The sequence below is a fragment of the Vibrio sp. Isolate30 genome, from assembly GCF_022397975.1.
In the GTDB taxonomy this organism is placed as follows: domain Bacteria; phylum Pseudomonadota; class Gammaproteobacteria; order Enterobacterales; family Vibrionaceae; genus Vibrio; species Vibrio fortis.
Genome location: NZ_JAKEUS010000003.1, coordinates 83,341 through 105,250, shown reverse-complemented (window position 1 = coordinate 105,250; position 21,910 = coordinate 83,341). Strand labels below are relative to the sequence as shown.

20 protein-coding genes are annotated in these 21,910 nt (G+C 46.0%); 10 read left to right on the top strand and 10 right to left on the bottom strand.

Translation table 11 applies throughout. The annotated features are described in order from the left end of the window. The first annotated feature begins 121 nt into the window (after positions 1–121). The 3 genes from pomA (at position 122) to thiI (ending at position 3,576) form a co-directional block, all read left to right on the top strand. Positions 122–886, top strand: a complete 765-nt coding sequence (gene pomA / locus L1D60_RS10715) for a flagellar motor protein PomA (RefSeq protein WP_032551647.1) — start codon at positions 122–124, stop codon at positions 884–886. An 11-nt stretch (positions 887–897) separates the two neighbouring features. After that, positions 898–1,845: a flagellar motor protein MotB gene (locus tag L1D60_RS10710; RefSeq protein ID WP_239841081.1), complete on the top strand. Its 948-nt coding sequence runs from the start codon at positions 898–900 to the stop codon at positions 1,843–1,845. A gap of 282 nt (positions 1,846–2,127) precedes the next feature. Then, positions 2,128–3,576, top strand: a complete 1,449-nt coding sequence (gene thiI, locus L1D60_RS10705; protein ID WP_239841080.1) for a tRNA uracil 4-sulfurtransferase ThiI — start codon at positions 2,128–2,130, stop codon at positions 3,574–3,576. An 86-nt stretch (positions 3,577–3,662) separates the two neighbouring features. Here thiI and L1D60_RS10700 read toward each other — a convergent pair whose 3' ends face one another. Continuing rightward, positions 3,663–4,340: a glutathione S-transferase N-terminal domain-containing protein gene (locus tag L1D60_RS10700; protein WP_239841079.1), complete on the bottom strand. Its 678-nt coding sequence runs from the start codon at positions 4,338–4,340 to the stop codon at positions 3,663–3,665. Between the two features lie 478 nt (positions 4,341–4,818). Here L1D60_RS10700 and L1D60_RS10695 point away from each other — a divergent pair, with 478 nt between their 5' ends. Genes L1D60_RS10695 through rlmM form a run of 4 tightly spaced genes read left to right on the top strand, consistent with a single transcriptional unit; the run spans position 4,819 to position 7,822 of the window. After that, complete coding sequence (locus L1D60_RS10695) at positions 4,819–5,727, top strand: transcriptional regulator GcvA (protein ID WP_239841078.1); 909 nt, start codon at positions 4,819–4,821, stop codon at positions 5,725–5,727. Next, a complete protein-coding gene (locus L1D60_RS10690; protein ID WP_239841077.1) occupies positions 5,720–6,346 on the top strand; it encodes an alpha/beta fold hydrolase in 627 nt (208 codons plus the stop codon). Before L1D60_RS10695 ends, L1D60_RS10690 begins: the two co-directional genes overlap by 8 nt. Next, positions 6,336–6,734 carry a DUF423 domain-containing protein gene (locus L1D60_RS10685; RefSeq protein ID WP_239841076.1) on the top strand — a complete coding sequence of 133 codons (399 nt, stop codon included), beginning with the start codon at positions 6,336–6,338 and terminating at the stop codon, positions 6,732–6,734. Before L1D60_RS10690 ends, L1D60_RS10685 begins: the two co-directional genes overlap by 11 nt. Continuing rightward, positions 6,731–7,822 carry a 23S rRNA (cytidine(2498)-2'-O)-methyltransferase RlmM gene (rlmM, locus tag L1D60_RS10680; RefSeq protein ID WP_239841075.1) on the top strand — a complete coding sequence of 364 codons (1,092 nt, stop codon included), beginning with the start codon at positions 6,731–6,733 and terminating at the stop codon, positions 7,820–7,822. The genes L1D60_RS10685 and rlmM overlap by 4 nt, the downstream gene beginning before the upstream one ends. 97 nt (positions 7,823–7,919) lie before the next feature. On the opposite strand, the gene L1D60_RS10675 is transcribed toward rlmM, so the two are convergent. The 6 genes from L1D60_RS10675 to queF form a co-directional block, all read right to left on the bottom strand. Further along, positions 7,920–8,681, bottom strand: a complete 762-nt coding sequence (locus L1D60_RS10675; protein WP_239841074.1) for a DNA/RNA non-specific endonuclease — start codon at positions 8,679–8,681, stop codon at positions 7,920–7,922. A 161-nt stretch (positions 8,682–8,842) separates the two neighbouring features. After that, positions 8,843–9,619 (bottom strand): flap endonuclease Xni, encoded by a 777-nt coding sequence (gene xni, locus L1D60_RS10670; protein ID WP_239841073.1) that lies wholly within the window; start codon positions 9,617–9,619, stop codon positions 8,843–8,845. Between the two features lie 97 nt (positions 9,620–9,716). Beyond that, entirely contained in the window at positions 9,717–11,084 is a 1,368-nt protein-coding gene (gene ppnN, locus L1D60_RS10665) for a nucleotide 5'-monophosphate nucleosidase PpnN (protein WP_239841072.1), read from the bottom strand. Positions 11,085–11,345: 261 nt separating this feature from the next. Beyond that, positions 11,346–12,911 carry a GGDEF domain-containing protein gene (locus tag L1D60_RS10660; protein WP_239841291.1) on the bottom strand — a complete coding sequence of 522 codons (1,566 nt, stop codon included), beginning with the start codon at positions 12,909–12,911 and terminating at the stop codon, positions 11,346–11,348. A 118-nt stretch (positions 12,912–13,029) separates the two neighbouring features. Next, positions 13,030–15,288 carry a tetratricopeptide repeat protein gene (locus tag L1D60_RS10655; protein ID WP_239841071.1) on the bottom strand — a complete coding sequence of 753 codons (2,259 nt, stop codon included), beginning with the start codon at positions 15,286–15,288 and terminating at the stop codon, positions 13,030–13,032. Between the two features lie 72 nt (positions 15,289–15,360). Continuing rightward, on the bottom strand, positions 15,361–16,206 hold the full coding sequence (gene queF / locus L1D60_RS10650; protein WP_239841070.1) for an NADPH-dependent 7-cyano-7-deazaguanine reductase QueF: 846 nt from the start codon (positions 16,204–16,206) through the stop codon (positions 15,361–15,363). Positions 16,207–16,337: 131 nt separating this feature from the next. Between queF and syd the strand changes: the two genes are divergently transcribed. From syd to L1D60_RS10635, 3 genes are all read left to right on the top strand, one after another. Continuing rightward, positions 16,338–16,883, top strand: a complete 546-nt coding sequence (gene syd, locus L1D60_RS10645) for a SecY-interacting protein (protein ID WP_239841069.1) — start codon at positions 16,338–16,340, stop codon at positions 16,881–16,883. 1 nt (position 16,884) lies between these two features. After that, the gene (locus tag L1D60_RS10640) at positions 16,885–17,661 is read left to right on the top strand and encodes a Zn-ribbon-containing protein (protein ID WP_239841068.1); all 777 of its coding nucleotides are present in this window, start codon (positions 16,885–16,887) and stop codon (positions 17,659–17,661) included. Positions 17,662–18,019: 358 nt separating this feature from the next. After that, on the top strand, positions 18,020–19,222 hold the full coding sequence (locus L1D60_RS10635) for a carbohydrate porin (RefSeq protein ID WP_239841067.1): 1,203 nt from the start codon (positions 18,020–18,022) through the stop codon (positions 19,220–19,222). 92 nt (positions 19,223–19,314) lie between these two features. On the opposite strand, the gene metQ is transcribed toward L1D60_RS10635, so the two are convergent. The 3 genes from metQ to metN are packed head-to-tail and all read right to left on the bottom strand — an operon-like array spanning position 19,315 to position 21,851. Then, positions 19,315–20,124: a methionine ABC transporter substrate-binding lipoprotein MetQ gene (gene metQ / locus L1D60_RS10630; RefSeq protein ID WP_239841066.1), complete on the bottom strand. Its 810-nt coding sequence runs from the start codon at positions 20,122–20,124 to the stop codon at positions 19,315–19,317. 25 nt (positions 20,125–20,149) lie between these two features. Continuing rightward, on the bottom strand, positions 20,150–20,827 hold the full coding sequence (locus tag L1D60_RS10625; protein ID WP_239841065.1) for a methionine ABC transporter permease: 678 nt from the start codon (positions 20,825–20,827) through the stop codon (positions 20,150–20,152). Then, entirely contained in the window at positions 20,817–21,851 is a 1,035-nt protein-coding gene (gene metN, locus L1D60_RS10620) for a methionine ABC transporter ATP-binding protein MetN (protein ID WP_239841064.1), read from the bottom strand. Before metN ends, L1D60_RS10625 begins: the two co-directional genes overlap by 11 nt. Between the last annotated feature and the right edge of the window lie 59 nt (positions 21,852–21,910).

Below are 21,910 nucleotides of genomic sequence, written 5' to 3'. Positions count from 1 at the left end.
TAATGTCATTACGACTCAAAAGTGTGATACTTAGGCCAAGAATTTTCTAAAAGATCTTATAGTCTTGCCGATAAGAAGATTATTCTCGAGGTAGAACAAGAAAAAGCATGAGGAGTGCTCAGTGGATTTAGCAACCCTAATAGGTTTAATTGGTGGATTTGCCTTCGTGATCATGGCGATGATCTTGGGCGGAAGCCTTGGGATGTTCTATGACACGACTTCGATCTTGATCGTGGTTGGTGGTTCAACCTTTGTGGTCTTGATGAAGTTCACAATGGGTCAGTTCTTTGGTGCTGCAAAGATTGCAGGCAAAGCCTTTATGTTTAAAGCCGATGAACCAGAAGATCTGATCGCGAAAGTGGTTGAGATGGCAGATGCGGCACGTAAAGGTGGTTTTCTTGCACTGGAAGAGATGGAAATTAATAACAGCTTTATGCAGAAAGGCATCGACTTACTGGTTGATGGCCACGATGCCGACGTAGTAAGAGCGGCACTGCAAAAAGATATTGCTTTGACCGATGAGCGTCATGAGCAGGGCGGTAAGGTGTTCAGCGCCTTTGGTGATGTTGCCCCGGCGATGGGTATGATTGGTACGCTGGTTGGTCTGGTTGCGATGCTTTCGAACATGGATGATCCAAAAGCGATCGGTCCTGCGATGGCGGTAGCACTCTTAACCACACTATACGGTGCGATTCTTTCTAACATGGTGTTCTTCCCAATTGCTGACAAACTGGCACTGCGCCGCGAACAAGAAACGTTAAACCGCCGTCTAGTCATGGATGGTGTATTGGCGATTCAAGATGGTCAGAACCCACGTGTTATCGATGGCTACCTGAAGAACTACCTCAATGAGGGTAAACGTCTTCTAGATGGCGAAGCTGATTAAGGAGCTCGGTAATGGAAGAAGAAACTCCCTGTAAATGTCCGCCCCCCGGCTTACCTTTATGGATGGGTACCTTTGCTGACTTGATGTCGCTATTGATGTGTTTCTTCGTACTGCTGCTCTCTTTCTCTGAGATGGACGTACTGAAGTTTAAGCAGATCGCAGGCTCGATGAAGTTCGCCTTTGGTGTACAAAACCGGTTAGAAGTAAAAGATATTCCAAAAGGTACCAGTATTATTGCTCAAGAGTTTCGTCCTGGTCGCCCAGAGCCGACACCGATTGATGTGATCATGCAGCAAACCATCGATATTACTCAGCAAACGCTAGAGTTTCACGAGGGTGAGTCTGACAGAGCGGGCGGTACTAAGCGCGATCAAGGCAAACTCACTGGTGGTCAATCACCAGAGACTTCGACCCACAACAACCAGAACTCTGAGTCAGATAAGCAACAGCAGCAAGCTGAAGCGCAGTCGCAAGAGATGGAAACCTTGATGGAGAGCATCAAGAAAGCCTTGGAGCGTGAAATTGACCAAGGAGCGATTGAGGTCGAGAATTTAGGTCAGCAGATCGTGATTCGAATTCGAGAGAAAGGTGCGTTCCCAGAAGGGTCAGCGTTCTTACAACCTAAATTCCGTCCATTGGTTAGACAGGTGGCTGAGTTGGTAAAAGACGTACCAGGTATTGTTCGTATCTCGGGACATACTGATAACCAACGCCTCGATTCTGAGCTTTACCGTTCAAATTGGGATCTCTCTTCTCAGCGTGCGGTGTCGGTTGCTCAAGAGATGGAGAAGGTAAGAGGTTTCTCTCATCAAAGGCTACGAGTACGAGGAATGGCAGATACTGAGCCTCTAGAGCCGAATGATACCGATTGGCAAAGAAGCCTCAACCGTCGTGTTGAGATCAGCATCATGCAGGGTGAACCTCTCTACAGTGATGAAGTTCCGGTCGTGACAGAATAGGTACACTTCAATATTAAAGCCCGAGTCATCGCGACTCGGGCTTTTTTGTGGGAAAAACTAAACCTTTTGCTGCGTTTGGCAGTACAGACTCTACGGGTTGAGTGCTTATTCCCTGTCGATGATAGGGTTAGGGCAAGCATTCTTTTCCTTGTATGACTTTCTCATGTATAATTCGCGCCCTTAGATTTAGATATGATCTATTCTTGCTTCAAGTGCTCGGTGAAATCTCTGTTTTTACTTAGCGCCGAGCCCCTTAAACTTGTTTAATGTTGTGAAAGTACTATGAAATTTATTGTTAAGCCCCATCCGGAAATTTTTGTAAAAAGTGAATCGGTGCGTAAGCGCTTCACAAGGATTCTAGAGTGCAACATTCGTAACGTAATCCAGCGTCGCTGTGAAAGCGTTGCGGTATTCAATCGTCGTGACCATATCGAAGTAACCTCTGAAAGTGATAAGTACTACCCAGAAGTACTTGAGATCCTGACACAAACACCAGGTATCCATCACTCTCTTGAAGTTCAACAGTCTGAATTCAAAGACCTGCACGACATCTTCGAGCAGGTATTAGAGCGTAGCCGTGGCGACATCGAAGGCAAGAGTTTCTCTGTTCGTGCAAAGCGTCGTGGTAAGCACGAGTTTACTTCTATTGAGCTAGAGCGTTACGTTGGTGGCGGTCTTAACCAAGCGGTGGAATCAGCGCGCGTTAAGCTGAAAGATCCAGAAGTAACGGTAAAAGTTGAAATTGCTAACGATAAGCTTAACCAGATTATTGCTCGTCATAAGGGCCTAGGCGGCTTCCCTCTAGGTACGCAAGAAGACGTATTAAGCCTAATTTCTGGTGGCTTTGACTCAGGTGTTTCAAGTTACCTACACATCAAGCGTGGCTCTAAAGTACATTACTGTTTCTTTAACCTAGGCGGTCCTGCGCACGAAATTGGTGTTAAGCAAGTGGCTCACTACCTGTGGAACAAGTTTGGTTCTTCAGCAAAAGTGAAATTCATCTCTATCGACTTTGAACCAGTGGTTGCTGAGATTCTTGAAAACGTTGAAGACGGCCAAATGGGCGTTGTTCTTAAGCGTATGTTCATGCGTGCTGGTGGCATGGTGGCAGAGAAGTTCAAGATCGAAGCATTGGTTACTGGTGAAGCTCTGGGTCAGGTTTCAAGTCAAACGCTAACTAACCTGCGTCATATCGATAACGTTACGGATACGCTGATCCTTCGCCCACTGATCAACTGGGACAAAGAAGACATCATCGACCTAGCGCGTAACATCGGTACTGAAGACTTCGCGAAAGTAATGCCTGAATACTGTGGTGTTATCTCTAAGAAGCCAACAGTGAAAGCGAAGAAGGGTAAACTAGAAGCGGAAGAAGCGAAGTTTAACTTTGACGTTCTTGAGCAAGTGATTGAGAACGCTCGCGTGATGGACATTCGTGACATCGAGAAAGAGAGCCAAGAGCAAGCACCAGAAGTTGAGCAGGTTCAAGCTGTTGCTGAACACGCAATCGTACTGGATATTCGTAGCCCAGATGAGGAAGACGAAAACCCACTAGAGATCGATGGCGTTGACGTTAAGCACCTGCCTTTCTACAAGCTAGCAACGCAGTTTGGTGATCTTGACCAGAGCAAAGAGTACCTACTGTACTGTGATCGTGGCGTGATGAGCCGTCTGCAAGCACTTTACTTGCAAGAGCAGGGTTTCGCTAACGTAAAAGTGTACCGCCCATAGGTCACTAACTACGCATGCCTTAAAAGCCGCTTTATACAGCGGCTTTTTTATTGGCTTGAGAAAGCTCTGCCTCTAAGTTCTGAGTATTAAGCCTTAGGGTAGTTCTGCGGGAATAGTGCTCTCGCTGCCTCTTCATCAATCGTCGCTTTAAAATCGATACCACTCTCGATCTCACGTGCTTTTGCTACGGCTGGGCGAGCATTGACCAGTTCAAACCAGCGCTTTAGGTTTGGATAGTCATTAAGTGCATCTTCACCCAGCACGAATGGCGCTTTGTCTATCCAGCCCCACGCCGCCATATCGACGATAGTGTACTCTTCACCCACCATGTAAGTTTTGTCGGCAAGATGGTTGTCGAGCACCTCATAGTGTCGCTGTGCTTCACGACGGTAACGGTTTTTGGCATAAGGCAGATCTTCAGGTGCTGCTTTATGGAAATGAACCGATTGACCAGAGAAAGGTCCCAATCCCGAGGCGATAAACATCAACCAAGAGAGTAACTCTCCACGGGTTTGTGGTTGGCCTGCAAACAGCCCTGTCTTTTCTGACAGATAAAGGAGGATCGCATTGGAGTCAAAAATACGGGTGCCGTCATCCTCAATCGCTGGCGTTTTGCCATTGGGATTGACTAGACGAAACTCCGGAGTGTGCTGTTCACCTTTAAGCGTATCAACAGGAACCAATTCGTAGGCTAGACCTGTTTCTGCAAGATAGAGCGCAACTTTCATTGGGTTTGGGGTGCGGTGGAAGTAGAACTTAATCATCAGTGAACTCCTAGTTCATTATTTATGGTCGGCACATCCGTGCTTGTGCATTGACTATAATTCAACCTGAACGGTCGTTCAAATTAAATTTGTAAAATTCTAGTTAAGTGAGGTTGATTCCAAGACTTTGAATAAGGTGAGCTATTGATAAACTTGTTGTTATTTGGGGGCAGAWAAAAAAACACCGCCATAAAGGCGGTGTAAAGAAATTTGACAGACAGGTCAAAATAAATACAGGAAGTAGATGCCTCGTTTTAGGGGATAACTAAAACAAAACATTTGGTAGAACTCTACCCAACTCGAAAAGTACGAGTTTGCAAACACAACATCGCAGTGACTAAGCCAATTGATTCAGAGAGAATCAAGCCGTTCAGGCTAGTGACTGCGGAACGAAATATAGAATTTCTCTAGCCGCTAAGCAATGGACAAATTATAATGTTTCAGATAAAAAAAACTAATGTCATTTTAGAGAGTAACTATGTCTCGTCGATTACCCCCACTAAACTCCTTACGAGTGTTTGAAGCTGCGGCTAGACACTTGAGTTTTACGCGCGCTGCAGAAGAGTTGTTCGTTACTCAAGCTGCGGTGAGTCACCAAATAAAATCGTTGGAAGAGTTCCTATCCCTGAAACTCTTTCGCCGCAGGAATCGCTCTTTGTTGCTTACCGAAGAGGGGCAGAGCTATTTCTTAGACATTAAGGATATCTTTACATCACTTGCTGAGGCGACCGACAAGGTGCTAGAGCGCAGTGAGAAGGGGGCATTAACGATCAGCCTGCCGCCAAGCTTCGCCATTCAGTGGCTGGTGCCTCGTTTAGCTGACTTTAATCAACAAGAGCCTGATATTGATGTTCGAATCAAAGCCGTCGATATGGATGAGGGTTCACTGACCGATGATGTGGATGTCGCGATTTATTATGGGCGAGGCAATTGGCCAGGGTTGAGAGCAGACAAGCTGTATCAAGAATATTTGATTCCACTGTGTTCACCTTCAGTGCTACTGGGGACAAAGCCATTAGAATCCCTAAAAGATTTGGCATGTCATACGCTATTGCATGATACCTCTCGCAAAGACTGGAAACAGTTCGCAAAACAGAATGGTATCGATGGTGTTAACGTCAACCATGGTCCTATCTTCAGTCACTCGACCATGGTGCTGCAAGCGGCGGCTCATGGTCAAGGTATTGCTTTAGGCAACAACGTATTAGCGCAGCCGGAGATTGAAGCTGGGCGTCTGATTGCACCGTTTGATGAGGTCCTAATCAGCAAAAATGCCTTCTATGTAGTGTGTCATGACAAACAAGCGGATATGGGGCGTATTGCCACTTTCCGTGATTGGATGCTTGCTAAAGCGCAGAGTGAGCAAGAGGAATTGCTCGATGAATAATTGGCTTATTGATGGTGAAGAGCATAGCCAGTACACCTTTGTGTTTGCTCACGGTGCGGGCGCAGGTATGGACCATGAGTTCATGCAATCAGTTGCCAAGGGACTTGCCTTTAAGGGTATTCGAGTGATTCGATTCAACTTTCCTTACATGATCAAACGCGCTGAAGATGGTAAGCGTCGACCGCCTGATCGTGCGCCTAAGCTATTAGAGGCGTACCAAGAGGTGATTGAGCAAGTCGATGCCCAGAAACTGGTTATCGGCGGCAAATCGATGGGGGGGCGTATGGCGAGTCACCTATCCGAACATGAGAAAGTTGTCGGTGTGGCTTGTTTAGGCTTTCCTTTCCACCCACCGGGTAAACCCGATAAGTACAAAGGTGAGCACTTAGCCGAGCTTAGCAAGCCTTGTCTTATACTACAGGGAGAGCGTGATACTTTTGGTAAGCGGGAAGAGTTCCCTGCGTTTGATCTCTCCGATTCGGTCTCTGTCGAGTTTATCCCGGATGGTGACCACAGCTTTAAGCCGCGTAAGAGCTCAGGACACACCGAGCAGCAGAACATTGCACTAGCGGTCGAGAAACTGGCTAAGTTCATTAAAGGAGCTATCGATGAGAAGTAAGGGATTGCTTACCTTTGCAGGCGCATCTGGTGCGATCGCGGTGATGCTTGGGGCATTTGCAGCGCACGGACTTAAGTCTCAACTAGCACCTTATCTATTGGGTGTGTTCGAAACCGGTGTCTTGTATCAGTTCATCCATACTTTTGCGATCGTGGCATGTGCCATCATGCTGCAGCTGAAACTTGGTGCTAAATCACAAAAATATTTTTTCATTGCGGCAATTTGCTTTATCATCGGCATCCTTTGTTTTAGTGGCAGCCTCTATGCGCTGGCACTGACAGGAATTAAATGGTTTGGTCCAATAACACCGTTAGGTGGACTACTATTTATCATTGGTTGGGGAGTCTTCTCCTTCGCTGCTTTGAATATAAAAGAGGTAACTCAGTGAAACACGTACTACTTTATTGTCGCTCTGGTTTTGAAAAAGAATGTGCTGGCGAAATTCAAGACAAAGCAACACAACTGGAAGTGTTTGGTTTTCCTCGCTTAAAAAACAATACTGGCTTTGTATTGTTTGAGTGTTATCAAGATGGCGAAGCGGATCGTTTGATCAAAGAAATTGATTTCCAATCGCTGATCTTTGCTCGTCAAATGATCGCGGTTGCAGCAGAAATTAAAGATCTGCCAAAAGATGATCGTATCTCTCCAATCCTTGATGAGCTGGCAGACAAAGACGGTTTCCCACGTTGCGGCGACATTCGTATTGAAACGCCAGACACCAATGAAGCGAAAGAGCTACTGAAGTTCTGTCGTAAGTTTACCGTGCCGATGCGTCAAGCGATGCGTGGTAAAGGCCTGATGACGGCAAAAGACAACCCGAAGAAACCAGTACTTCATCTGTGCTTTATCGCACCGGGCCACTGCTTTGTGGGTTACTCGTACCCGAACAACAATTCCCAGTTCTTCATGGGTATTCCACGTCTTAAGTTCCCTGCCGATGCGCCAAGCCGTTCGACGCTAAAACTTGAGGAAGCGTTCCATGTATTCATTCCACGTGAAGAGTGGGATGAGCGTCTTGCTCCGGGTATGTGGGGCGTAGACTTGGGTGCATGTCCTGGCGGTTGGACTTACCAATTGGTGAAGCGTTCGATGTTCGTTCACTGTGTTGATAATGGCATGATGGCGGATAGCCTGATGGAAACGGGTCAAATCAAGCACCACATGGTGGATGGCTTTAAATTTGAACCAGATCGTAAGAACGTTACTTGGATCATCTGTGACATGGTTGAAAAGCCAGCGCGCGTTGCTCACCTGATGGGTGAGTGGATCATTAAAGGTTGGGCGAAAGAAGCACTGTTCAACCTGAAGCTGCCAATGAAAGGTCGCTACGACGAGGTTCTACAAGATATTGAGAACCTAAAGCAGTTCTTAATCGAGAATAAAGTGAAGTTCAAGATGCAGGCGAAGCACTTGTACCACGATCGCGAAGAGATCACGGTACATATTCAGTCGCTTTCAAATATCTCTCCGCACTAATCGAACTCGATAGCTGTGTTGAAAAAAATGCTCCTAACTTGGAGCATTTTTTTGTTTATCGACCGTCGGTTTAACTACCGCTGACCATAATTTGTGCCTACTCTGGTGTTGGCCACATTTCCCATAGCATCGCTTCCATTGAGTTTTCAATGTCATCATTGGTATTAGAGAAGAAGTCTAGGTTGGTGCGTTCTTCTACGTCATCAATGGTAGTGACAAAGTCGACAAGTTCACTGCCTGATACGTCTCGGTGAGGTACGATAAACGCGATAGCATCGTTGTAATATGGGTCCAAAACAACTTTGTAAAACGCACTAGGTATGACAACACCATTTCCAATAGACGCTTCGTTACCTTCATAAATAGGACCCGTCACCACATATAACTCGTGATACTCGTTAGCGAGGTCTCTTACGTGTTCTTCTAGTAATCGCCACCCGACACGGTTAAAGCCAGGGAGCTGCGGAGACATGTTGCTTAACAGGAAACTCTCTTGCATCGATTCTTGACTGAAATCCATCGCCGCGGATGGCGCAAGATGGCCGCGATCGTATCCTGATTTGGAGTAGTCACTTAATGTGGATTGCGCATACTCAGGTAGCTCAGCATCAACCTTGAAGTTATTGCTGCGCTTGAATTGCGCATTAACGCTTTCTTTAGTGACATGATACGCCACCCAATCCGCATTCTTAGTTTGATAATTGTAGCCGACCGCATACCCTGTACGGCACAGCACCTGATCGCTGTTGTTAGAAGGCATGCCTTTTACAAGGTGTTCTCCACATGTTTCCGATGCGGAACTAAAAGGGGCGACATGCAGCAAGAGGGTGGTGAGTGAAAGTAGTAATATTTTTTTCATTGTGTTTCTCCTTATTGGAGCAATGAAAATAAATATTTATATCAACAAGACTGTGATGGCGATTAAAAGTTAATCAACACTTGATAAGGTATTGATTAACTTTATTAAAATCCTGTGAATGTAAAGGAGAACACAACAGGTTTGATTAACATGTAATGAGGTTAATCAGGGCTGTTATTGAAGCGAATATCTTGAAGGTTAAAGCCAAGTTCGATATCGGTTTTTAGTGCGGAAACCTGTTTACATACACGTGCTGACTCAATGTGCTCATCGAACTTCCTGCGATACTTTTTCGGCAGATCCTCGGCTTGGTATGCTGCTTCGATATCTGGGTAGGTGGTTAAGATCTCTTTGGCTGCCTTAGGGCCTACTCCAGGAATTCCTGGCACTTGGCTAGAGCTCACTCCAGTGAGTCCCCAATAATCTGCCAACTGGCTCGGCTTAACCCCAAATTCGGCCTCAATAAATGGCGTGTCTAACCAACGATGCTGGAAATAATCACGGATTTGTAGAGTAGGAGAGAGTAGCTGACAGTAGCCTTTATCGGTTGAGATAATGGTGACCTTCTGTCCGTGGTCTGCGACTTTTTTGGCAAGTGTTGCCACTAAATCATCCGCTTCATCGCCATCTGAAAGTAGAGAGTCAATTCCGAGATCCCACCATGCTTGTTGAATAGCATCTAATCCAGCCATTAACGGCTCAGGCATCGGTTTACGGTTCTCTTTGTAGCTCGGTAGAATGTCAGCACGCCAGCCACGATCCTGTAGGTGGTGATCAAAGACCGCAATGATATGGCTTGGCTGCGCCTCTTTAATGATCTTATTTAGCGTTCGCGTAGTTGTGGTGATGGTTCTTGCAATATCGTTTGGATCCGGCTGAGCAGAGTGAACGCGGCGGATGAGGTTGAGGGCATCGATAATAACAAGATGGATAGACATAAGTTTCCAATAACTAAGCAATAAATAAAGGGGCGGTATCATTCGCCCCTTATAGTAACGTATCGCTTACGCAGTTGAAATGCTCTCAGCGGGATGCTCAGTCGTTGTTTTGCGCAATTTTATAACACGGAACGTAATCGGTACCGCCCGGCAGCTTCATACGGTGTTGGTGGACGAAGTCGTTGAGCAGTCTGTCCATTTTAGCCATCAGATCTTTGTCACCATCAATGATGAATGGGCCGTGCTTTTCAATCTCCAAGATACCTTCTGCTTTAACATTACCAGCGACAATGCCTGAGAAGGCTTTACGTAAGTTCGCCGCAAGGCTCTCTGTTTTTTGATCCATATGGAGATCGAGTGCCGCCATCGACTCATGGGTCGGGTCGAACGGCAGTTGGAACTCAGGCTCAATGTGTAGTGACCAGTTGTAGCTGTATGCGTCACCGGTCTCTTTACGGTGAGAACGCACATCTGGCATCGCCTGCTTCATAATTTTTGCCGCGCGCGCAGGGTCATCAATCACGATTTCATAGTGTTTTTGTGCATCAGGCCCTAATGTTTCACCAATGAACTTATCAATTGAGCGGAAGTACTCTTCACTCTCTTTTGAGCCAGTTAGAACAATCGGCATTGGTTGGTCAGCATTGTTAGGATGCATCATGATACCGAGAATGTAGAGCAGCTCTTCTGCGGTACCTGGACCGCCCGGGAAGATAATGATGCCATGTGCCATACGAACAAACGCTTCAAGACGCTTTTCGATATCAGGCATGATCACCAACTCATTCACGATTGGGTTTGGTGGCTCAGCGGCAATAATTGAAGGCTCAGTGAGACCAAGGTAGCGGTGTTCCGTGTAGCGCTGCTTCGCATGACCGATGGCAGCACCTTTCATTGGTCCCTCCATCGCGCCTGGGCCACAACCTGTACAGATATTAAGTTCACGCAGGCCTAATTCATTACCCACCTCACGGGTGTATTGGTACTCGTTGGCATTAATCGAGTGACCACCCCAACAGACAATCAGGTTCGGCTCGATGCCCGGCGTTAAAGCTCCAGCATTTCGCAAGATACCAAACACCAAATTAGTAATGTGAGTTGCGTTAGTCAGATTAAGTCTTTGGTTATCGGCAAGGTGCATGTTGACGTAAACAATGTCACGCAATACCGAGAACAGGTGTTCTTGTATACCCTTGATGATTTCACCATCGACAAAGGCATGCTCAGGCGGGTTGTGGAGCTCGAGCTTAATACCACGCTCACGCCTTACCACCTCGACATCAAAAGAGAGGTATTTATCCAGCAGCTCTTTTGAGTTGTCGGTGTGGCTGCCAGAGTTGAGTACCGCGAGGGTACAATTACGATACAGTTGGTATAGATCACTGGATGCGGTTTTCTTAAGGCGCTCAACTTCGAGTTGAGAGAGTAAATCCATGCTACCGGCAGGACTGATATGAGTGATCATAGTGCCTCCTTGTTGAATAAGAGTTGGGGAGACAAGATGCGACGTCACCCTCAAACTCGGGAGTAGTGAAGCAAGGCATGCAACGCCAGAGGGCGTTAGTGATAATCGGATTATTCTATGCCTTGCTAAATGTTCTTGGCACAGGCTTGATCGCCAGAAAGGCTTGTTAAGCAAATGTTAACCATTAGCTTAGCAAATATTTTCCTAATTGGTATGTGATAAGTATTTGAAAAAGAGAAATAATTTCTCGGGGGAGATCGATTATTGCCAAATGAGTTGGTTGGTGCCGCGCTGTTTTGCTTTATTTAGGATGCGATTTAGACGCTCAAGCACTTCTTCAGGCGTATCGGATTCGCTGAATTGAGTACTCGCTGCACATAGAGTAATCGTGATCTGTTGATCGCGGAACTTAAACGGCAATCGGCTTACTTGTGTCTGAATACTCTGAATCACTTGATGGCAGTATTCATCATTCTGTTCTGGCAGTAGCAAAACAAACTCTTCACCAGAAAAACGCGCCACGGTGTCAGTCTTAGACAGTTCTTTGGTCATAGTACGAGCAATGATCTTAAGCGCTTTATCACCGGCGGTGTAACCGAAGCTATCGTTAATCGCTTTGAAGTTATCGATATCGAGAAGTACAACACGTAATGAGTGCTGAGCTCGAATCCAACGGCGGTACTCTAACTCTAGGCGATCGGTAAATGCAGTGCGGTTGTAGACCTTAGTCAGTGGGTCGAGCAGCATACGCTGAGCCTGGTCTTCGAGGCGTCTGCGGTAGTCTTGCGTCACTTCATACAGCGAATCAAGCTGAGTTTTACCATAGCTCATGCGATCGATCAGCGCCTGCTCTTTTTGTTCAGCGTGGCTAAGCCTTTCAGAGAGTGAGGCGATTTCGTTAAGCAGTGGAGTGATTGACTGTTTCAGTACATGGATATCGGTGGCTTGCTCTACCGATTTCTGACTTTTACCTACTAAGTTACCCAGCTCGTTGTTGAGGCTTTGACGGTGTTCGAAGTAGGTTTGGCTCTGGTCACTGTTTTGGTCAGCGGTTTTGATGCTGGCGGAAAGTGACGCGTTGAGCTGTTCAATAAACTGTTCTGACTTTTTGCGTTCTAGGTTCGTTCCTTCAATCACCAGTTTTAACACTTGTAGTGTCAGTTCAAACAGGTTTTCCGTTGTCACGCCGAGAAGCAGTTTTGCGCGGATATCAATTAACAGGTCACCAGATTCACCCTCGAAATCGAGTTCAGTGATTAGGTGCTGTAATTCAGTTGAAAGGTCAGAGAGTACGGTCTGCTCTGGGGAGCAATCGGCGTCGGAAAAATGAGAACGGGAATTGGTTGCCATGATTTTTACGGCACGCTCATAGATGCTGAGCAGCTTCATTGCATGGTCGATTTTCTGACTGCCATTGCCTTCAGAAAAACTCAGTAGATTGCGCAGGTCGCGTTTAATTTGAGCCGGTAGCCCCGTCACGCGCTGCAGTGTTTCACCACTGTGCTTGATGCTTTCGTCTAGATATCCGTTCTGTTTTTCCATAGCCACCGTTTTTTGTTTTAGCATGCGCTCCAAAACAGCCAACTTTGGAATCATTGAGCTGACGTCTTTCTGTTGTTGCAGCGCTTCCCTAAGGGCAATCAAGTTTTCATCAAGATGGTCGTTGGTGCCGACACAAGCATCGCTTAAAGATGTGACAATACGCTTAAGGACCTTTTGTTCACGTATGAACTTGAACGAGGTGTCTCTCTGATTCAGACGCGCCTGATCTAACTGGGTTTTCAGTTGATGCAGCTGAGCCTGTATGTCTTGTTCGAGAATGCCCATAGGTCGATAAATTAGTGCCACATAGATCGATGACGATCGCTTTGATGAAATGCCAATCTATCGATAATAACAAAACTAAAAATAAGGTCACTGTTTCAAGCGATTAACCGCTCGCAAATCACTCATCTTTTAGCATTTTTTTGATATTGTCCTCATTCTGATAAGAGGATTGTATTTTTATTAACCCTTGATTAATAGCGACTTTACACGCTTCTCTTATGTTACCAGTTGCAAGGCTAGCCGCTGGAGCGTTGTCGATGGCCTTCAAATATACCCACTGACTGCTGCGCTCTTTGAGACTCACTTCACGTGCGATATTGGTCGACATCAGCAGCACATCGAGCAGCTCTTGGTCGTTAATCGCGGTATAAGCGCGTGGCAAGAATGGGTAATCGGCGATACCAACGCGAATCGTGCGATTGATGTTACGTTCAGGCTCGAAGTCCGAGATCCAAGACTGTATTTTACGGAACATCGCTTCTGGGGAAGCATCGCGGTCTGAATTTGGCTCGATGTAGAGTAGGTTCGCATCGGAGAAGTGATAGATACGTGATGGCCCATCAAGCTTGGTTTTTAGGTACTCCCCAAACGCATCTTCTAGCTCAAGACCCGCTTTATAGCCATTCTGCGTATACATGTTACGTAGGAATGGCAGGTCAATCATCACAAAACGCAGGCGGTCGTTCAACGGCTCATGAATGAGTTCACCGAGCTGCCACTGTTCGAAAGTCTGGCTGGTCTGCTCAAGCGAGTTAGACAGCTTGGCATTTAGCATTCTTAGGTTTGGTAGCTTAGAGCGCGAGTGAGTAAAGAGGTCGGTACTTAGGCGATCATTTTCTCTTGCTTGGCTTTGAATGATGTAGCCACGGCGTAATACAAAGAAGAACAAGATGATACTGAATAGGAACAGCGCAAAAGAGATCTTCTGGAATTTGCGGTGTTCTTCTTTGTATAGCTCTAGCTCTTCTGCTTGTCCTGCGTAGTGCAAGGTACGTTCAGCAAACTCTTTTTGCTGGCGGAACGCATCTTCACTGATTCGGTTGAGGTTCTGCTGCTCAAGTGAAATCAGAGAAGTGTATTGCTTAAGGTTCTCGAGTGCTTTTTGTGGCTGTTGTGCCTGCTCATAACCGAGAGAGAGTAAGTGGTATGAACGCTGCGACAAACGCATGTTCTCGACTTGACGAGAGATATCCAACGCACGTTGGGCGTGTTTGATCACTTGCTCACTGTCTTGAAGGTGGTAAGCAAGCCCTGCTGATAGGAGAGCAGCACGACCTTCAAGCTTGAGGTTATCTGTGTACTCAAGCAGCTCCAGCGCTCGCGACAGGTATTGTTCTGCCAGTGGGTAGTTGTACAGGCGTAAGTAAGTCGCAGACAGGCTAAGGCGAATATCAATCACCTGGTTAATGTCGCGGTCGGTACTCTCATGATCCAATACATTAAAGAAGTGGACTAAAGCTAAGTTGTACTTACCTTGGAAGTAGTACACATCGCCCATCTTTTTCAACACTTGAGCCAGAATTGGTGAGTTTTCGAAGTTGTCATAAAAGTCGGCAGCCTGAGAAAGATGCTCAACCGCCTTGTCTAACACTTGTCGTTCAAAAAAGAGCTGCGCCAATAAGCGATTGACCTTAGCCAAACGAGCACTGAGGTTACCTTCTACCGATTTCCAATAGCCGTAAAGTAGCTCAGACAGTGCGTGGTTGTACTCTTTGTGTGTTAGATAAAACTCACCCACGGCAATGTGGTAATCGATGGTCACTTTTTCTGAGTAGCGTTGGTCGAGGAATTGCTTCGCTCTTTGGTAGAGACTTTCAGCTTCGTCGATCTGATTCTCGTATGAAGCGATTTCCGCCTTAAGCATGATCAATCGATAGGTAATGCCTTCGGTTAAACGCAAGGTTTGGCTGATTGACTGTAAGCTTCCCTCGATGGAAGCCAGTGTTTGTTTCGCTTCTGCTGACTTGCGATTGTTAAGCCACAATAAGCGAGTTTTTAAGATCTTAAGATCAAGCTCTAGGTATTGGAGTTTATAAGTCTTCGCCAGTTCGCTTGCGGTTTCGATATGCTGAATGGCGGTGCGTGTATGCCCCAAGTTGAACTCTGCTTTAGCGAGGATCTTGTAGGCATCAATACTGCTATTTGGTGTACGAATGGAAGAGTCCGTCTCTTCGCGAGAAATAGCTGAAGGGCTTTTCTCGCTCTGATCCGACAGGACACGAAGCGTTAGGTAACTATTGGCCATCTGTTTGGCTCGGCTTGGTTCTATCTCAACCAAGTTATTGGCTTCATTAAGCAGAGCCGATGAGTATACCGAGGCGCTAACTGAAGCACTTAAGCTAACAAGGAGCAGGCCAATAAAAGTTAACCAACGCATTTTATTTTCCTTTAAGTCGAACTATGGATTCAGAGGCGAAACATAGAAATAGAGTCGAAATCTTCCAATGATTTACTGACGAGCCATACGCATGTTGTGAGCAGGTTTATCCTGTTCTGTCGAGCGGTATGGGTTGATGTCTAGCCCACCGCGACGCGTGTAACGTGCGAAAACAGTCAGCTTTGTTGGTGCGCAGTATTTCATGATGTCAGTGAAGATACGCTCAACACATTGCTCATGAAACTCGTTATGCTCACGGAAAGAGACAAGATAGCGCAGCAGTGCCTCGCGATTGATTTTCGAACCTGTGTAGGCAATTTCAACGCTGCCCCAGTCTGGTTGGTTGGTGATCAGGCAGTTAGACTTTAGCAAATGGCTGTGCAAAGTCTCTTCAACATGCTCTTGCTCAGCCGCACCTTCTAGGATTGACGCTTCAAAATCGTAGCTGGTGATCTCAATATCCTGATCATCAATGCATTCACCTTGCATAGTAACAATCGGTTGATTGGTGTAATCAGTCACTTTGTTTACGTTGACCAACACGGTTTCACCTGCACATGCAGACAAATCTTGAGTAAGGCGCTCGGTGACGGACTCCCAATCAGAGAAGCGAGTTTGGTTGTAGCTGTTTAGGTACAGCTTGAAAGATTTTGATTCAATTAAATTCGGACTCGTCGCCGGGATGAAAACTTCACCCACTGCCACTTGAGGCAAACCTTTGTCATTCAGCCATGACAGCTCATACATGGTCCAGATATCGTGGCCAATGAATGGCAGTTCGTCGCCTAAAGCGAGGTCATCACGATTCAAGCTACGAGGAACAGGCTGTAGTAGGCTGGCATCATATTGGTTAGCGTACTCAGTTTTTTGACCTAGGGTTAAACCCGCTAGCTCTTTAGCGTCAGAATATTTGCTCATACTTTCGTTTCAAATTCGATTAGAATGGGGGCGATTTTACTGAATCCCCATTACTGTGTCATTAGGTCATCGCTTAATCGACGAGGAAAGGTGCCCGATTCTATTTATTATTTTCGCTTTAGGAGATTTTCATGACTCAACGTGCCCAAGACGCACTACTTTCATTCAGTCAGCAGTATGTCGATGCTTGGCAGCAGCAACATCAATCTTTACCTCGTAGTGAAGAGCTAGCAGACCTCGTTTCTCCGTGCGTTGAAGAAAAGTTGTCGGGTGCTGTGTTATGGAAAAATTATCCACGTGAGCAACATGCAGACTTTACCAATGTTGAAAATGGTATTGAGTTATCACTGCACGAAGATATTAAGACATTCTACGGCGTGCAATACAGTGCAGACATGGATGCGACCTTTGATGGCAACCCTTTGACACTACTACAAGTTTGGAGCGATGAAGACTTTGTACGCCTTCAAGAGAACATTCTGGGGCACTTAGTGACTCAGCGCCGCCTAAAGCTTAAGCCAACGGTATTTATTGCAGCAACAGACGCCGAGATGGACGTGATCTCTATCTGTAACCTGACAGGTAATGTCATTCTTGAGCGCCTTGGCACCAGCAATCGTGATGTACTCGCAGCGACGCTGGCTGAGTTTTTAGAGAAACTGGAACCGGCTGTTTAAGATGTACGTTGTAGAACTTCAATTCGAGTGTTTTGATAACACCACCATTAGCGCAGTCGACAAAGCAATCAATGGTCTGATGGATGCGCTACGCTATAACGGACAAGTATTGGGTCGTGAGTTCCCAGTTGTGATGGGAGAGGGCGAATTCTTTGTTCGTGTTGTTTGTCCAGAACAGGATAGCTTACACCCAAGAAACCATTCAGATTTCGTGAAAGTTTGCTTTAACCGCTTGTCCGAAGCGAGTCTATTAGCGCCGAAAATGCGCATGCTTGGCCGCGATCTGAACTCTGAAGAAGCAGCAGAAGATGAAAAGCCAAGTTGGCAGGTGCTATACACCACTTATGTTCATACTTGCTCGCCACTTCGTAGCGGTGAAACCTTGCTACCAGTTCCACTATACCGTAACCCGCCAACCTCAAATGGTGACCACAAAGCGGTGGTGAAATGGCAAACCGAGTGGCAAGCGTGCGATGAGATTCAGATGGCGGGTGGATGTCGTGCTGAGCATGCCGCGCTGCATGAAATTTGTGATGCTGACAGCGTACTATTCAAGCGGGGTTGGGATCTACGAGGCCGTTTAGAGTACTTATCAAAAGTGCCGACTTACTATTATCAATATCGAGTTGGTGGCAAGAGCCTTGCCGATGAGCAAGCTAGAAAGTGCCCGAAATGTGGTGGTGAGTGGCTGCTTGACGAACCGATCCACGATATTTTCCATTTCAAATGTGATGACTGCCGTATCGTTTCCAATATGTCATGGGATCATATCAAGTAGCGTTTTAACTTGATGTGTATGTAAGTGATCACTATCAATGATAGCTTTATCTTTAAAGCCCTTACGCTTAGGTGTAAGGGTTTTTTCTTTGTCTGATTTACTCTTTTTATGTTGATGTCTTAGTTGCATATTCAGCTAAGTATTTCTTCCCTCAACCTTTCTTAGATCGCGCTAAAGTATTCATTTCAATAATCCAATCTGCATCAACTTTAGCTGTCACCAATAGTTATCTGGATCACAATAATCTATCTATTAACTTCCTTTTTATAATCTTCCCAATATAAATGGGATCGATCCCATGGGAATGTTCCCATTTATAAGATGATAGATTTAATCATTGATACAAAAGGAATGGATTATGAAACTGTTACCAATTGCCGCTGCCCTTACTTCTGTTTTAGTTACGCCCACTTTACTGGCGGAGACGGCACCATTGGAATTTAATGGCTACATGCGTGGCGGTGTCGGAATGAGCGACAACGGCGGCTCAAATAGCAAATGGGAAGTGAATAAAGTAGGTCGATTAGGTAACGAAAACGACCTGTACGGCGAGTTTGGTTTTAAGAAAGAGCTGTTCAACGATGAAGAGTCGACTTTCTTGATTGATTCGATGTTGGCTTACTGGGAAGGCCAAGATGAGAACGCGAAAGATCGAAATGTGGAAGTCGTTCAACTGAACATCCAAGCGACAGGTCTGTTCGATGATAAGGACATTACCATGTGGGCAGGTGAGCGTTACTACCAACGTCACGATGTGCACATCATCGATAATTACTACTGGGATGTGAGTGGTATTGGTGGCGGTGTTGAGCACATTAACCTTGGCCCTGGCAAGCTCTCGCTGGCACTGATTCAAGACACTGTGACCGGTGATGTTGATGATGGCAAAGAGACAACAGCCATGATTGCCGATGTGCGTTATGCGGGTATTCCTCTTTGGAAAAACGCAGACTTAGAGCTTGGTGCTGACTTTAACTTTGGCAAAGAGAAGAAAGACCAATCTCTTGATGCTGATGATAGCGTGATGCTAACGGCAAGCCTAAACCAAAACTTACCAACGGGCTTCAACAAAACCATCTTACAAGTTGCGAACTCAGGTTATGCGCAACAGATGGCGACTTTTGGTACGGGTAGTGACTTGAAGCGTGATAAGAGCAATAACAATGCTGAAGGCTTCCGCCTGATCAACTGGGGTGTCGTTTCCATTGGTGAAGACATCGAATTTGGTCATACAGTTCGTTATGCGTATGCTACCGATGTAGGTGCAAATAACACTACAGATGAGTCATTTAGCGCCGTTATTCGACCACTCTACAAGTGGGATGAGAAAATGCGTACCGTGCTAGAGCTTGGTGCCTTTGTTGAGAAGATTGATAACCAAGATGGTGCTGGTGGTAAGTTTACTGTGGCACAAGCTTGGGTGCCTAAAACTGGCTTCTGGGCACGTCCTGAATTCCGAATCTTTGCGACTTACATCCATGATGCAGAAAATGACGATGCATTCGGTACAGGTGAGAACAGCGAAGTGAGCCTAGGTATGCAGGTGGAAGCTTGGTGGTAAACCGCGCGGTATAGCTGTTAATAATATAACGGATATCAAAAAGGGCTGACATGATGTCAGCCCTTCATTATTGGGTTAGCGAAAGGAGTGGATTACCAACCTTTTACTACGCCACCTTGGAAGATGTCAGATGCCGCGTTGTACACTTCTTCAGTTTGGTAAGCTTTCACGAAGTTTTGTACGTTTTCCGCGTTTAGATTCTCTTCACGTGAAACGATTAGGTTTACGTATGGAGACTCTTTATCTTCAACGAAAACGCCATCTTTTTGTGGAGTTAGGTTGATAGAGCTTGCGTAAGTTGTGTTGATGATAGATAGCGCTACGTCGTCCAGTGAACGTGGAAGTTGTGCTGCGTCTAGCTCAACGATAGTTAGGTTCTTTGGGTTACCTACAATGTCACGAACGGTAGCAAGAAGGCCAACACCATCACGAAGTTCTAGCAGACCTTGTTGTTCAAGAAGCAGTAGAGAACGGCCTAGGTTCGTTGGGTCATTTGGTACTGCGATGCGTGCACCGTCTTGAATTTCATCAACAGAAGTTACTTGCTTAGAGTAACCAGCAATCGGGTAAACAAACGTGTTGCCCGCGATAGTTAGTTTGTAACCACGGTCAGCAACTTGCTGATCTAGGTATGGTTTGTGCTGGAATGCGTTGATATCGATTGAGCCATCATCCAGTGCTGCGTTTGGTGTCACGTAGTCTGTGAAAGTCACTAGCTCAACGTCTAGACCGAACTTCTCTTTTGCAACTTTAGCCGCGACTTCTGCTACTTGAGCTTCCGCACCTGCCATAACGCCGACTTTAACTTTTGAAGTGTCGATCTCTTTTTCGCCACAACCAGATAGCACAAGCGCTGATGCCGCTGCTGCGATAGCAAGTAAACCTTTTAAGCTGAATTTCATAATAATCTCCTTTTAATACATCTTTTTATCTGTGATCAACACGGCGAACAATCGAGTCACCAATGGATTGAATGATTTGAACTAGGACAATCAGCATCACAACCGTGACAGCCATAATCGTTACGTCATAGCGGTGGAAACCATAGCGAATCGCTACGTCACCTAGACCACCACCGCCCACGGTACCTGCCATTGCAGAGTAGCTTACTAGTGTTACTAGTGTGATGGTTACTGAATTGATAATAGTGGGTAACGCTTCTGGTAGCAGAACTTTTGTAATGATCTGCGTTGGCGTTGCGCCCATTGATTGTGCTGCCTCGACAAGCCCAGTTGGAACTTCTAAGAGTGCACCTTCAATAAGGCGAGCTACGAATGGGATTGCCCCAATCGTTAGAGGAACAATCGCCGCTGTTGTACCGATAAAGGTACCGATCAGTAGCTTAGTTAATGGGATGATAGCAACCATAAGTACTAGGAAAGGAACCGAACGGCCCACGTTCACTATCGCACCAAGAATTTTGTTGAGCTTGGTGTTCTCCAGCAAGCCACCTTTCTTAGTGGTATGCAAGATAACGCCCAGTGGAATACCGACAGCAAAGCCGACAATACCCGCCACTGCTACCATGTATAGCGTTTCCCAAGTCGCGCCAAGTAGTAGGTTTCCGTTAAGGCTTAACCAATCTGCGATCTCATTAAAGGACATAGCCAAGTACCTCTACTTTTACATTGTGTTCGCGTAGGAATTCGATTGCTGCGTTGTCGTCAGCTTCGTTACCAAATAGCTCGGCAACCATCATGCCGAACTTAACGCCACCGGCGTAATCAAGGTCGGAGCTCAAGATACTCACGTCGATATTGAATTTGCGTGCGATTTGCGTCATCAGCGGAGCATCAACCGTTGCACCCGTAAATTCAAGACGTACCAGAGGGTAGCTGCCTTCAACACGCGTGGTTTGCAGTCGCGCTTCGTAATCTTCTGGAATTGAAAGGTCGAGTGTTGAGCGGATAAATTGATGCGCAAGCTCTGTTTTAGGGTGCGCAAAGATATCGCCAACGGTGCCTTTCTCTACCAATTCACCACCGCCGATAATCGCTACTTCATGACAAATGCTTTTCACTACATCCATCTCGTGAGTAATCAGCAGCATTGTGATGTTCAGCTTGCGGTTGATCTCTTTCAGCAGCTCAAGGATGGATTGAGTGGTTGCTGGATCAAGTGCGCTGGTTGCTTCATCACAAAGCAGAACTTTAGGGTCAGAAGCGAGTGCGCGAGCAATAGCAACACGCTGCTTTTGACCACCACTTAGGTTTGATGGGTAGCTGTCGCGCTTATCTGCAAGACCAACAAGTTCAAGCAGTTGGCTCACTTTCTCTTCGATGATGGCCTTGTCTGTGCCAGCAAGCTCTAGCGGCAATGCGACATTATTGAACACGGTACGAGAAGAAAGCAGATTAAAGTGTTGGAAAATCATACCAATGTTGCGTCGCGCTTCACTCAGCTCTGATTTGCTTAGCTTCGTGAGGTCTACGCCATCAACAATCACTTCACCTGAGGTAGGCGCTTCTAGCATGTTTACGCAGCGGATCAGTGTACTTTTACCTGCACCTGATGAGCCGATAACGCCAAAGATCTGACCTTGAGGGATGTGAAGGTTAATGTCTATTAAGGCATTGATTTCTTTAGTGCCTTGATAGAAAACCTTGTTGACTTGATTCACTTTAATCATAAATAAACCTGTAACGGTGAACAGAATAATATGTTGATAGTTCGCTCGATTTACAGACG